General features: G+C 46.0%; 7 protein-coding genes. 3 read left to right on the top strand and 4 right to left on the bottom strand.

Annotated elements, in window-relative coordinates:
• Positions 1 to 412: 412 nt before the first annotated feature.
• The gene (gene gltB, locus H6F41_RS05200) at positions 413 to 5044 is read left to right on the top strand and encodes a glutamate synthase large subunit (protein ID WP_190402423.1); all 4632 of its coding nucleotides are present in this window, start codon (positions 413 to 415) and stop codon (positions 5042 to 5044) included.
• A 124-nt stretch (positions 5045 to 5168) separates the two neighbouring features.
• On the opposite strand, the gene H6F41_RS05195 is transcribed toward gltB, so the two are convergent.
• From H6F41_RS05195 to H6F41_RS05185, 3 genes are read right to left on the bottom strand one after another with little or no spacing between them, the layout of a single operon-like run.
• Complete coding sequence (locus H6F41_RS05195) at positions 5169 to 6101, bottom strand: ribonuclease Z (protein WP_190402422.1); 933 nt, start codon at positions 6099 to 6101, stop codon at positions 5169 to 5171.
• 2 nt (positions 6102 to 6103) lie between these two features.
• Positions 6104 to 6661, bottom strand: coding sequence for an OmpA family protein (locus H6F41_RS05190; protein ID WP_190402421.1), 558 nt, complete (start codon positions 6659 to 6661; stop codon positions 6104 to 6106).
• Between the two features lie 2 nt (positions 6662 to 6663).
• The gene (locus H6F41_RS05185) at positions 6664 to 6864 is read right to left on the bottom strand and encodes an NAD(P)H dehydrogenase subunit NdhS (protein WP_190402477.1); all 201 of its coding nucleotides are present in this window, start codon (positions 6862 to 6864) and stop codon (positions 6664 to 6666) included.
• Between the two features lie 176 nt (positions 6865 to 7040).
• Here H6F41_RS05185 and clpB point away from each other — a divergent pair, with 176 nt between their 5' ends.
• Complete coding sequence (gene clpB, locus H6F41_RS05180; protein ID WP_190402420.1) at positions 7041 to 9659, top strand: ATP-dependent chaperone ClpB; 2619 nt, start codon at positions 7041 to 7043, stop codon at positions 9657 to 9659.
• A gap of 143 nt (positions 9660 to 9802) precedes the next feature.
• A complete protein-coding gene (locus H6F41_RS05175) occupies positions 9803 to 11602 on the top strand; it encodes a SpoIIE family protein phosphatase (protein ID WP_190402419.1) in 1800 nt (599 codons plus the stop codon).
• Positions 11603 to 11605: 3 nt separating this feature from the next.
• Here the strand turns inward: H6F41_RS05175 and H6F41_RS05170 are convergent, their stop codons facing one another.
• Positions 11606 to 14290, bottom strand: coding sequence for a CBS domain-containing protein (locus H6F41_RS05170; protein ID WP_190402418.1), 2685 nt, complete (start codon positions 14288 to 14290; stop codon positions 11606 to 11608).
• Positions 14291 to 14350 lie beyond the last annotated feature (60 nt).

Below are 14350 nucleotides of genomic sequence, written 5' to 3'. Positions count from 1 at the left end.
TAAACTAAATGAAAAAAATATAGCGCAAGCAAAGCTTGCGCTATATTTTTCAAGATCTTATCGCCACTTGCGATCGCAAAAGTGTAGTCAGCAGAACACAAGGAAAAACTTTGTCGTTTATAATCAATGATGCCCCACTGATCATAAATTTATATTAAAATACCAGACTGGTCTTTATTGCCTAGTCCCAGTGCCACATGTTTATGATTGACTGATCTATTTGCCTTAGTTCAGTTTCAGCAAACTTATCCAAGCCAGATATTAGCAGTTTTGCATCTGTTAATGGAAAGCTTAATTTAGACTTAATAATGTCCAGAATGTCTAAAAACTTGGAAGTAATTATAACTTCGTGGGTCAACCCAAAAATCTCGTAATTTCGATACACCTTTTTTTGATAGCAACAGATAATCCGATGGAAGTAAGCCGCGTGAATACAAGTCAGTCTAATCAGTCTGTAACTACTCAGTTGATCCAAGGTCCATCTTGGCTAGTGGAAGAGCGTGATGCCTGCGGGGTTGGGTTTATCGCTGACAAAGAAGGTAGAGCCAGTCATAAAATTGTCAGTAATGCCCTCAAAGCACTGACTTGTATGGAACATCGGGGTGGATGTAGCGCTGACCAAGATTCGGGCGATGGTGCGGGGGTGATGACTGCCATTCCTTGGGCATTGCTCAAACAAGACTTTCCGACGCTCGATCCAGAGCATTCGGCTGTGGGAATGTTTTTCTTCCCCAAAGACCACGATCGGGCAGCTCAATGCAAAGAAATTACTGCCACAATTGCCAATGAAGAAGGCTTGAAACTGATTGGTTGGCGAGTTGTCCCCGTGAAACCAGAGGTGTTAGGGATTCAAGCCCGCGAAAATCAGCCTCATATCGAACAAGCAGCTTTTTTTGCCGATGCTGAGCATCAAAATCTTGATCAGCTAGAACGTGCCATTTACATTACCCGTCGGCGCATTAAATTAGCGATTGAAAAGCTATACCCTCAAGGCGGTAGTGACTTTTATATCGCGTCACTGTCCAACCGCACCATGGTTTATAAAGGCATGGTGCGATCGGCAATTTTAGATGCTTTTTACTTAGATTTGCAGAATCCTGAGTATGTTTCTGCCTATGCCATCTATCACCGCCGCTTCAGCACCAATACCTTACCCAAATGGCCGCTTGCTCAGCCAATGCGTTTTCTGGGTCACAATGGTGAAATTAACACCATGCAGGGCAATACCAATTGGTTCCTTGCCCGTCAAGGGGATCTCGCGCATCCCAATTGGGTCGATGCTAAGGGCGATCGGATTAAAGACTTGCTCCCAGTTCTCAAGGCAAATGAAAGTGACTCGGCAACCTTAGATCACGTCTTTGAATTGTTGATCGAAACTGGTCACAGTCCCCTTGAGGCAATCATGATCCTCGTGCCAGAAGCCTACGAAAATCAACCTGATTTACGCGATCGCCAAGAAATTGTTGATTTTTACGAATATTACAGTGGTTTACAAGAAGCATGGGATGGCCCCGCACTGCTCGCCTTTAGTGACGGCAAAATAGTCGGCGCAGCTCTCGATCGCAATGGCTTACGTCCTGCTCGTTACATGATTACTAATGATGGCATGGTGATTGTTAGTTCCGAAGCAGGAACTGTGGATATTCCTGAAACTGAGATCATTGAAAAGGGTCGCCTTGGCCCCGGACAAACCATCGCCGTAGACTTGCAAACCCATGAAGTTCTCCATAATTGGGAAATTAAGGAGCGGGTTGTGAAGGCGCATCCTTACGGTGAATGGATTAAACAGTATCGTAAAAATCTTGAAGCAAAACCCTTTGTGGACAGCAATACCTTTGATGAGCAGCAAGTTCTCACCCATCAAACCGCATTTGGCTATACCCTCGAAGATGTGGAAATGGTGATTGAAGCGATGGCTCAGGATGGTAAAGAGCCTGTGTTCTGTATGGGTGATGACGCTCCCCTAGCCTTTCTATCACAGCGCCCACACCTGCTCTATGACTACTTCAAACAACGTTTTGCACAGGTAACTAATCCGCCGATCGATCCTCTGCGGGAGGGTACGGTGATGTCTTTGTCCATGTTTTTGGGCGAAAGGGCAAACTTGCTGTTAGCAACACCAGAATCCGCTAGCCAAATCAAGGTGTCTAGCCCTGTAATTAATGAAACTGAACTGGAGGAATTACAAAACCTCGGTTTTGCCTCCACAAAGCTAGATATGCTCTTTGCGGTATCTTCTGGAGCTAATGGGCTTAAAACTGCGATCGCAAAGCTCAGTGATGCGGCAGTGGAAGCGGTGCAAAATGGTTCCAAGTTGCTAATTCTTAGCGATCGCAATTTGAATGCCGACAATGCCTATATTCCACCATTACTAGCTGTGGGTGCAGTCCATCATCGCCTCAGTGCCTCAGGTATCCGCATGAAGGCTTCGATCATTGTCGATACGGCTCAATGTTGGAGTACCCATCATTTTGCTTGCTTGATTGGCTATGGAGCTAGCGCCATTTGTCCTTACATGGCACTGGAAACTACGCGCCAATGGTGGGGTAAAACCAAGACCCAAACCCAAATGCAGAGCGGTAAAATTAAAGCTCTATCAATTATGCAAGTCCAAGATAGCTACCGCAAAGCCGTTGAAGGTGGTCTGTTGAAGATCCTCTCGAAGATGGGAATTTCCCTATTGTCGAGCTATAGCGGCGCACAGATTTTTGAGGCGATCGGTATCGGTGCAGAAGTAATTGAGACTTCCTTTAAAGGTACAGTTTCCCGCGTTGGCGGTGTCAACTTTGCGGATATTGCTTCCGAACTATTGAGCTTCCATTCCCAAGCTTTCCCTGAATTGCAAATCAAGAAACTAGAAAACTATGGCTTTGTGCAGTATCGCCCCACGGGTGAATACCACATGAATAGTCCTGAAATGGCTAAGGCTCTGCACAAGGCTGTCGCGGGTGAAGGCTATGATCATTACGAAGTCTATCGCCAACAGTTACTCAACCGCACACCAACAGCCTTGCGTGACTTACTAGAGTTTAAGAGCAATCAATCTAGTATCCCTTTGGAAGATGTAGAACCCGCCTCAGAAATCTTGAAGCGCTTTTGTACAGGAGCAATGTCCCTCGGAGCTTTGAGTCGCGAAGCCCATGAAGTGCTAGCGATCGCCATGAATCGCGTTGGCGGTAAATCCAATTGTGGCGAAGGCGGCGAAGATCCTGTGCGTTACTTGCCTATTAATGATGTCAATGATCAAGGTATCTCGGCGACATTCCCTCATCTCAAGGGTTTAAAAAACGGTGACACTGCTAATTCAGCAATTAAACAAATTGCATCAGGACGCTTTGGTGTCACTCCTTCCTATTTAGTCAGTTCCAATCAATTGGAAATCAAGATGGCGCAAGGGGCAAAACCTGGGGAAGGTGGACAGTTGCCAGGGCCGAAGGTCAGCAGCTATATTGCCATGTTGCGAAACTCCAAACCAGGAGTATCGCTAATTTCGCCGCCGCCCCACCATGACATTTACTCCATCGAAGACCTCGCGCAGTTGATTTACGATTTACATCAAATCAATCCGACTGCCAAGGTTTCCGTGAAACTAGTCTCAGAAATTGGCATCGGTACGATCGCCGCAGGTGTAGCGAAAGCTAATGCCGACATCATCCAAATTTCTGGATACGACGGCGGTACAGGTGCATCGCCATTAAGTTCGATCAAGCACGCTGGCTCACCTTGGGAGCTTGGTTTAGCGGAAGTCCATACGGCGCTAATGGGTAACAAACTACGCGATCGCGTTTTGTTGCGAGTTGATGGCGGCTTCAAAACTGGTTGGGATGTGGTAATTGCGGCGCTACTGGGCGGTGAAGAATATGGCTTTGGTACAGCCGCGATGATTGCCGAAGGTTGCATCATGGCTCGGGTATGTCATACCAATAAATGTCCCGTGGGCGTAACTTCTCAATTAGAGCAGTTCCGCAAGCGTTTCCCCGGAACCCCTGAGCATGTGGTTAACTTCCTTTACTTCGTTGCTGAAGAAGTGCGCCAAATCCTCGCCCAACTTGGCTACAAATCCCTCAAGGACATCATCGGACGTTCGGATCTATTGACTCAACGTCAAGATCTCAAGCTGGCTAAACTCGATCTCAGTCAAGTTGATTTAGGCTGTTTAATCAACCTTCCTGACACCAAGACCGATCGCAGTTGGTTAGAACATTCTGCTACTGCCCACAGCAATGGTGCAGTTCTCGATGATCAAATTTTGGCAGATCTAGAAGTACAAGCTGCGATCGCAAATCAAACTGATCTCCATAAGAGCTACAAAATCGTTAACACCGATCGCTCTGTTTCCACCCGTGTATCAGGGGCAATTGCCAAGCAATATGGCAACTCTGGACTCGCTAGCCACCTCAATCTCGAATTTGTGGGCGCAGCAGGACAGAGCTTTGGTGCTTTTAACATCAATGGTCTACATCTCTCTGTCATCGGTGAAGCCAATGACTACGTGGGCAAAGGCATGAATGGTGGCACGATCAGCATCAAACCTAGTAACCATGTCACCTTCAATCCTGCTGACAACTCGATTGTTGGCAATACTTGTCTCTATGGCGCAACAGGCGGACAGCTATTCGTCCATGGACGCGCTGGTGAAAGGTTCGGCGTGCGTAACTCTGGTGCAAAAGCGGTTGTGGAAGGCACAGGTGACCACTGCTGCGAGTATATGACGGGCGGCGTAATCGTTGTTCTCGGAACTACAGGTCGCAACGTTGGTGCAGGGATGACAGGCGGTATTGCCTACTTCCTCGATATCGACGGCAAGTTTTCAGAGCGTCTCAGTCAAGAGGTTCTCAAGGTACAAAGGGTTGTCACTGCCGCAGGGGTCGCGCAATTGAAGGAACTAATTCAGTCTAGCTATGAACATACTGGCAGTTCGAGAGCAAAGGAAATTCTCGATAATTGGTCGAGCTATTTACCCAAGTTCTGGCAAGTTGTGCCACCTTCGGAGCAAGGTAGCCCCGAAGCCACGGACGTAGTGACTGTCGCCGTAACAGTTTAAGCAGATTAGGACTTACACAAAAGAACTTTGCGTAAGTCCTACAGGTATAAAAAAGAGGGCATATGCCCTCTTTTTTGCGGTAGTAAATTCAAAATCATCGCCGTGCAAACACAAACTTACAAACTTAGTGCGAAGGATTAATCTCGTAGGTCATAAAATCGTGAGCAGGAATAGTATTCGCAAAAATCATTCGCGCCTCCTTCACTAGATCCTCTAACAAAATGGCGTTACCGGGGGCATAACGGGGACTGAAATGCGTCATGATCAACTGCTTGACATTTGCCAAGAGCGCCACCTGTGCCGCCATGGTGCTGGTGGAATGTAAACGCTGAAAAGCCATATCCGAATCTTGATGGGCAAAGGTGGACTCATGGATCAGCACATCCGCATTTTGCGCTAGTTCCACGGAGCTATCGCAAAAAATTGTATCGGTACAATAGGCAATCTTGCGCCCGACTTGGGGAGAGCCGCAAAACTCCTTGCCATCAATTTTACGACCATCGGGGAGAGTAACGGTTTTGCCCTGCTTCAACTGTCCAAAAATGGGGCCTGAAGGAATATTCATTGCCATGGCTTTTTCGACATCGAACTTACCTGCGCGATCGCGTTCTACCAATCGATAGCCATGGGCAGTTACTTTGTGCTTCAGAGGAGCCGCCATCATATAAAATTCTGAGTCTTCGCAGACTAGCCCTGCCTTGACCTTATGTACTTTAATCGAATAGGACAGACGAGTTTCGCTGTAGCGCAAACAGGCATCAAGATATTCGCCTAAACCATTAGGTCCATAGATGTCGATGTGACTGACATTGCCTGCCATCCCACAACTTGCTAGCAAACCTGGTAAACCAAAAATGTGATCACCATGCATGTGGGTGACAAAAATTTTGGTGATTTGACTGATTTTGACATCGCTGCGGAGTAGCTGATGTTGGGTTGCCTCACCACAATCTAGCAGCCAAACTTCGGCGCGTTGAGGTAAACGCACTGCCACGCTAGAGACATTGCGTCCGCGTGTAGGCACGCCTGAGCTAGTACCAAGAAAAGTGATTTGCATATCTAGTCATCTACAAAAATCTCAATGCGGCTATTGCTTTGGCGATTGTTAGCATCACTGCTAGTTATTGGTCTACTAGCACCATATCCAACTACCATCCAAGAATAGGTTTGCTCACCACGCAATCTTGCTAAGTATTCTTTAACTGCCGAAGCCCGTAAATAGGAGAGGGTGAGTTCATCACCATTTTTGCTCAATTCCATATGCCCACTAATTCGGATCCGCTTACCTGTAGCTAGGGGCAATTGGGCTGCGACCTCATCTAATAGGCGAAAACTTTCGGGACGAATACTAGACTTGTTAGGGTCAAATAGAGCCTCTGAGGAGAGTGTAAATTGTTGCTTTTTATAATTTAAAAAATCAAATGAGGGTTGCCATACTAGTTCAGGACGTGCGATCGCAATCGCTAAACCAATGCCTAAACCTGCGATCGCACCGATACCCAAAACGGCACTGCGAATTATCCATGTCATCGCAGTACGTCCCGCCTGACCTAAGTTGCCAGACGGTTTGCCCGAAGATTTACCTATTGACTTATCTGGAGTCGGTAAATTTGTCACGATTATTTCTTTTTAGCTTTAGAGCTAACGGTGGTGTCGATTAGTTCTAGTTCTGATGCGCGAAATGACACAATCTTTTCCCAGTTACCACCACCAAAAATCACGGCGACGCGACCATCGGTCACACGCTGTACCTGTCCCTGAAAACCGTAATAGGTATCGCCTTCATTGACAACTCGCACCGCAGAACCAGGGAAAATGATTGGCTGCATACTCTTTCTCTACTCCTTGCTATGGTTTTAACTAAGTACATTCTATAGCTTTTGACCATATTTTGTACGGAAACACGCACCCTTTGGAGATGTAGAACCGATCCTGTTTAAAAGCTATCCGCTCTAAGATATTCACAGAAGTTTTAAACCACAGGAGGCAACTAGCGATGCAACCAACAAATCCGAATCAATTTACTGAAAAAGCATGGGCTGCGATCGCAAAAACCCCCGATGTGGTGAAAGCGTCACAGCAACAACAGATCGAGCCTGAACATTTACTCAAGGCATTGCTCGAAGAAGAAGGGCTTGCTGCCAATATTTTTAGCAAAGCGGGAATTAATATTCAAAGGCTGCGCGATCGCACCGATGAATTCATCAATCGTCAGCCCAAAGTATCCAGTTCTAATAGTTCAGTTTATCTTGGTAAAAACTTAGAAGTTCTCTTTGATCGAGCAGAAAAAGAGCGTAAAGGTTTTGGTGATGATTTTATCTCCATTGAACATATCCTGTTGCCCTACTGCAAAGATGATCGCTTCGGCAAACCTCTCTATCAGGAAATGGGACTCGATGAAGCCAAGCTCCGTAATGTGATCCAGCAAGTAAGAGGCAACCAAAAAGTGACTGACCAAACCCCCGAAAATAAATACGAAGCGCTTACCAAATATGGTCGCGACCTTACGGAATTAGCTCGCGAAGGTAAACTTGATCCTGTAATTGGACGCGATGACGAAATCCGCCGCACAATTCAAATCCTGTCACGCCGTACTAAAAACAACCCTGTGTTAATTGGTGAGCCTGGGGTTGGCAAAACTGCGATCGCAGAGGGATTAGCCCAACGTATTCTTAGTGGTGATGTACCTGAATCATTGCAAGGTCGTAAGCTAATTGCTCTCGATATGGGCGGACTGATTGCAGGGGCAAAATATCGTGGTGAGTTTGAAGAAAGACTAAAAGCTGTTCTCAAAGAAGTTACTGAATCAAGCGGTCAGTTCATTCTCTTTATCGATGAAATCCATACCGTTGTTGGGGCAGGGGCAACACAGGGAGCCATGGATGCAGGTAATTTACTCAAGCCCATGCTTGCCCGTGGTGAGTTGCGTTGCATCGGTGCGACCACCCTTGATGAATATCGCAAATACATCGAAAAAGATGCTGCCCTAGAGCGTCGTTTTCAACAGGTTTATGTCGATCAACCCAATGTTGAAGATACGATCTCGATTTTACGTGGTTTACGCGATCGCTACGAGTTACACCATGGGGTCAAAATCTCGGACACTGCCCTAGTTGCCGCCGCGACCCTTTCCAATCGCTATATCAGCGATCGCTTCTTGCCCGACAAAGCGATCGATCTAGTTGATGAATCGGCGGCAAAATTAAAAATGGAAATTACTTCTCAACCTGAAGCCCTTGATGAAATCAATCGCAAGGTAATTCAGCTAGAAATGGAATGTCTATCTTTAAAAAAGGAAACTGATCGCGAATCTCTAGATCGTCTCGAAAAGCTAAATAAAGAACTGGGTGATCTAAAAGAAGAACAAACTACCCTCAAGGCACAGTGGGAAGCGGAGAAGCATGTAATTGATAACATCCGCAAGCTCAAGGAGGATATTGATCATGTTAATGTCGAAATCCAGCAGGCGGAACGGGACTATGATCTTAACAAAGCTGCGGAACTCAAGTATGGCAAACTAACTGATTTACAGCGTCAACTCGAAATCGCTGAGGTTAACCTCGAAGAAGCCAAAACATCAGGTCGTTCCCTATTGCGTCAAGAAGTGACGGAAGAAGACATTGCTGAGATCATTTCCAAATGGTCAGGTATCCCCGTCAGTAAGTTGGTTGAATCTGAGAAAGAGAAGCTGTTGCAATTAGAAGATGTTCTGCATAATCGCGTGGTTGGACAAGAAGAAGCTGTCACAGCGATCGCTGATGCCATCCAACGTTCTCGCGCAGGACTTGCTGATCCTAATCGTCCAATTGCTAGCTTTATCTTTTTAGGGCCAACAGGTGTTGGTAAAACCGAGCTAGCCAAGGCTCTTGCCGCCTATCTCTTTGACACTGAAGAGTCAATGGTGCGGATCGACATGTCGGAATATATGGAAAAACACAGCGTTTCCCGTTTAGTGGGCGCACCTCCTGGATATGTCGGCTATGAAGAAGGTGGACAACTCACTGAAGCTGTCCGTCGTCGTCCCTATGCCGTAATTCTCTTTGATGAAATTGAGAAAGCACATCCCGATGTCTTTAACATCATGCTGCAAATCCTTGATGACGGTCGCGTGACTGACTCGCAAGGTCGCACCGTTGACTTTAAGAACTCGATCATCATCATGACTAGTAACGTTGGCTCGCAATATATTCTTGATATTGCTGGTGATGATTCTAAATATGAAGAAATGCGTGAACGGGTAATGGAATCGATGCGTTCCAGCTTCCGTCCTGAATTTCTCAACCGTATTGATGAACTGGTGATCTTCCATGCGCTCCGCCGCGACGAATTACGCCGTATCGTCAAGCTGCAAGTACAACGTCTAGAAGAGCGTCTAGCCGATCGTCGCATGAACCTCAAGATTGCCGATGCTGCTTTAGATTTCATTGCTGAAGTTGGCTACGATCCTGTTTATGGCGCACGTCCACTCAAGCGAATCATTCAGCGTCAGGTGGAAACCCAGATCGCTAAGGGCATTTTGCGCGGTGACTATACCGATGGAGACACGATTTTTGTGGATGTCGAAAATGAGCGTCTTGCCTTTAAGCGTCTATCTGCCAATCTAGTGCCAATGTAGAGAAGGCAAGTATTGCTTTAAGTAGTCCAGAAAAAATTTTAAAAGCGGCGCGAAGCGCCGCTTTTAAAATTTTTTCTGAGTTTTAAGTAAGCGCAAAGCGCTGTATTAATCTAGAGTAATCATTCTATGTAATAGCAGCACCAATGAAATTTTTGGCACAGGCAAAAGCAGTAATCCATAATTCTTGGTGGATTGATAATCTAATTGTGGGATTACTTTACTTTTGGGTGAGTAATTGGGTGCTGCAACTGCCACAATCGCAACTTGGTTCTCCAGTATGGCCACCTGCTGGCATCACTGTGGGTGCTTTACTGGCAAGGGGAAGATCACGATGGGTTGGTATATTTGTGGGCGCAGCCCTAAATGGATTTTTGATCACTAAGTCATCTTTTCTGCCATCAATTATTTATGGAATAATCCCCACATTAGGTGCGCTACTATCTACGACTTTAATATTGCGATTTAATCAAACTAGTTATTTTTTAGGTGATGTCAAACACTTTGTGACGTTTGCCCTTGCCGTTACTTTTGGCGGCACTTTATTACAAGCCTTGTTGGGAACGCTCAATGTTACGGTAGCAGGGCTTGTCCCATTCGCTAACTATTGGGATGTAACTTGGAGTTGGTGGGTTGGTGATGCGATCGGAGCGTTGGTATTTGCACCTTTGACATTGGTATGGTGGAGTCCCAAAACAAGCACCCAGTTCAATAGATTTCGGCTGCAAGAGTTATTTTTTACAGTCACGAGCTTAGCGGCTATATCTTATTTAGCACTTGCTCAAAACCAACCAATCGAATATCTGCTGCTGCCCCCATTACTATGGTCAGCATTCCGATTTGGGGCAAGAATTACGACTTTGTTGGTCACGGTGACTGCGATGACAGCATCAATTAGTACGGCTTACAAGGTCGGGATTTTTTACAAGATTTCACAGGATAGCAATTCCCTATTACTCTTACAGTTGTTTATGGGTGTGATTTCCATAACTGCGATCGCAATTTTGGCACTGGTTGCCGAAAATAGACGCGCTGCCATTAAGTTGCATGAGCAAGTGGTACTCAAAGATCATGCCTATACCGAATTAGATCAAATCAACAAAAGACTTGAAGATATTATTGGTGAACGTACTAGTGAATTAGTTGCCGCCAATCGGGAAATCAATTTTCTCAATCAACAATTGACTGTGGATAATATGCGGATGAGTTCTGAACTAGCAGTTACTCGGCGATTGCAGGAAATGATCTTACCGAAAACTAAAGAACTCAATAGCATCGAAGCACTGGATATAGTTGGATTTATGGAACCTGCCGATGAAGTGGGTGGCGACTATTACGATGTGTTGCAGCAAAATGGACATATCAAAATTGGCATCGGTGACGTTACAGGTCATGGCTTAGAAAGCGGCGTAATCATGATCATGGTACAAACTGCGATTCGGGCTTTACTAATCAATGGCGAAACTGATCCGATTAAGTTTCTCTCAACAATCAATCAAACTATTTATGACAATCTCCAACGCATGAATTGCGATAAGAACTTGAGTCTGATTCTGATGGACTATCACGATCATGTCCTTCGTTTGAGCGGACAGCATGAGAGTGTCATCGTTGTTCGGGCTGATGGGGAAGTTGAAATTATTGATACGGATGAGTTGGGCTTTCCGATTGGTTTAACTGATGAAATTAGTAATTTTATCTTTGAGGTCAAGATTAATCTCAATTTGGGTGATGTGGTGCTGCTTTACACCGATGGCATCACTGAAGCAGAAAATGCTCAAAAGCAAAGATATAGCTTTGAGCGTTTGGTCGATCTGATTAGTCAACATCACCTAGAGCCAGTAGAACAGATTCGGGAAACTGTAATTAATGATGTGCGTAATTTTATCGGCAATAGCAAGGTCTATGATGACATTACATTTGTGGTGATCAAGCGGAAATTGTAGGAACTAGAGCTTTGAGTTCAAAGGAAATTGCTGCCTGATAAAGACTTCTGCCTCGGAAACAGTGGAAATCTGTTGATCTAAAACCCGATCGCGGAGGGCATTGAGCATAACTTGATACTGTTTGCTGGGTTGATACCCCATGAGTTTTAGTTCTCGACCACCAAGGGGCAGTTTGATTAAGTTCCATTCGTTGAGGTAGTGATAGAAAATCCGCCGAATTTCCGCAGGGGCAATAGCTGCCAGCATAATTACTTCCGTGACATTAAGATTCTCTAATAGCTGCACTACTTGACTAGCACTGAGATTAGTCGTCATTTTTGCAAAAATGCGATCGCAAAGAGAAGGAAAAGTAGCAAGGCGATTTAGCCCTGCTTGGTTGAAATGTAATCTTTTGGCAACCTCTAGTGCATCGGGATAAGTAACTAACAGCATCTCTAGTCGCACTTGCCAAATGTGACTGCGATCGATTTCTGGATAGATGTGCCCAAAATGGAATAGCCATGCGCCCACCCGTTGCAACTGCTCGATCATGATCGGTGTGATCGCTAACTGAGGATGCAGATATTGCAATGCGCCCAATTGATCGAGTTGATCGAGTGCTTCTGCCCAATAGGTCGCGGTAAGGACATAGCGTAACTCCTGTTTGAGTCGGGTATTTTGATATGACCAGATTCCTTGACGGCTATAGCTCTGGACAAGGTGACTAGCTGATTGAGCATATTCCTTTGTGCGTTCGTCGATTTGGAAACCCAAGCGCACTGCAAACCTGACGGCACGAATAATGCGAGTGGGATCTTCGATAAAGCTATTGGGATGGAGTACCCTGATCGTGCGATTTTCTAAATCTTCTAAACCACCAAAAAAATCGAGAATTTGTCCTGCTTGAGAACCATTTAAACGCAGGGCAAGGGCATTAATCGTAAAGTCACGGCGATAAAGATCTTGCTGAATCGAACTGGCGGCGACTTCTGGTAATGCCGCAGGATAGGGATAGAACTCAGTGCGAGCCGTGGCAATGTCGATCCATAAACCATCTGACCAAGTGAGTGCGGAAGTTTGGAACTTGCCGTGAACTTCTAGCTTGGTGTCAGGATAAACGGATTGCAGCGATCGTGCTAATTTTACGCCCCAGCCCTCAGGTTCTTCACCGTCAGTCACAAGGGGATGATTGCCGTCTACCACTAAGTCCAGATCGTCGGTAGCCAGATTTAACAGAAAATCTCGCACCGTACCACCGACTAAATAGAGTTGTAAATTTAAGTGATCAGCCGCCTTGGCGGCTTGTTGCAGAATATCCCAATAGCGGGGCGTGAGTAACTTGTGGAGTTGTACTTGCAAGCGATCACGCACTTGTGTGACTTGGGGTGTCTCAGGCGTGAGTCGGTGCAGGTGACGCAGGACATCGGTGCGGGTAACGATGCCCACCAGATTGCCCTGATCGATCACGGGCAAACGTCCAATATCCCACTTCAGCATCAGGTCTTGGATTTCTGTTAGGGGCGTGGTGGGGCAGATTTGTCTGACTGTGGTTGCCATATAGCCCTTGACGGGGGCATGTCCAAAGCCGTGATGCAAGGCAATATCAAGGTCACGACGGGAAATGATGCCAACAAGTTGATCCTGCTCATTCACCACCGATAAGCCTGAATGTCCATAGCGCAATAAAATCCGATGAGCCTCATCAATTGAGGCTTCGGGACGAATTGTACGCACAGGTGAGGACATCATCGCCTCGGCAGTTATCGTTTTGGGAATGCGATCGCATAAAGCCTGTTTGATATCGTTGACAAGTCTCGATAATTGAAAATCTTGATCAATAGGTACTTTCCATGATGCTGAGGCGGCCCAAGCATGACCACCACCACCGTAGCTCTGCATCAGCGTATGCAATTGGGCAAATTCATGGCGCGAGCGTCCGATCAGACTGATGCGGTCAACTTGCAAGGCTACCACCATCAAAATATCAACTTCGATCAATTCCATCAAATGTTCAACAACATTGGAAAGCCCAGTCAGAAACTGATCGCAATGTAGTGACCATACCGCAATGTGATAACCTTCAATGGTTTCGGTATGGGCAGGCAACTCTGCTAAGGCTTTTGATAAAATCTCCTGCATCAAAGGCGACATCGCATAGTCAATGTAACTGGATAGAAGCTTGAGATTTATGCCCTGTTGCATTAGCCATGCCAATGCGATCGCATCTCTAGCCGTCGTATGCTCGAAAGTGAGCGAACCCGTATCCACATGCAGCCCCAAAGCCATGGCAGTGACCTCAAAGGGTGTTAGGGAGATTGACTTTGCTTGCAGTTTTTCAATGATTAGCGTACAGGTCGAACCGACTGCTTCCACGCACCACAAAGACGCATGAAAATTAGGTTTGATATTAGTGGGATGGTGATCATAAACATGGATCTCGATGTTAGGTTGCTCTAGCCACTTTGCCGCATTGCCCAACTGTGCAGGGGATTGGGTATCAACTAAAATCAGTCTTTTGATTGACGCAGGATTTAGCGATCGCATTTCCAGCAGAGGATATTCATCACGATGCAGCGACAAAAAATCGCGCACGGGGGCTTGTGTGCCGCCTGTCAAAACAATCCGCGCCCCCTGATACAGACGTGCTGCCCCCACTGCTGCCCCAAGCGTATCAAAATCGGCGGTAACGTGACAAAGAATAATATCCATGACCACATTTTACTGGTTAACGCTTAACTCTAAAAAAACAAGGGGCTGAAGCCCCTTGTT

It is taken from the genome of Pseudanabaena mucicola FACHB-723, from assembly GCF_014696385.1.
Lineage (GTDB): Bacteria > Cyanobacteriota > Cyanobacteriia > Pseudanabaenales > Pseudanabaenaceae > Pseudanabaena.
The sequence above is the reverse complement of the archived record's forward strand: the minus strand, read 5'-3'. Positions and strand labels throughout refer to the sequence as shown.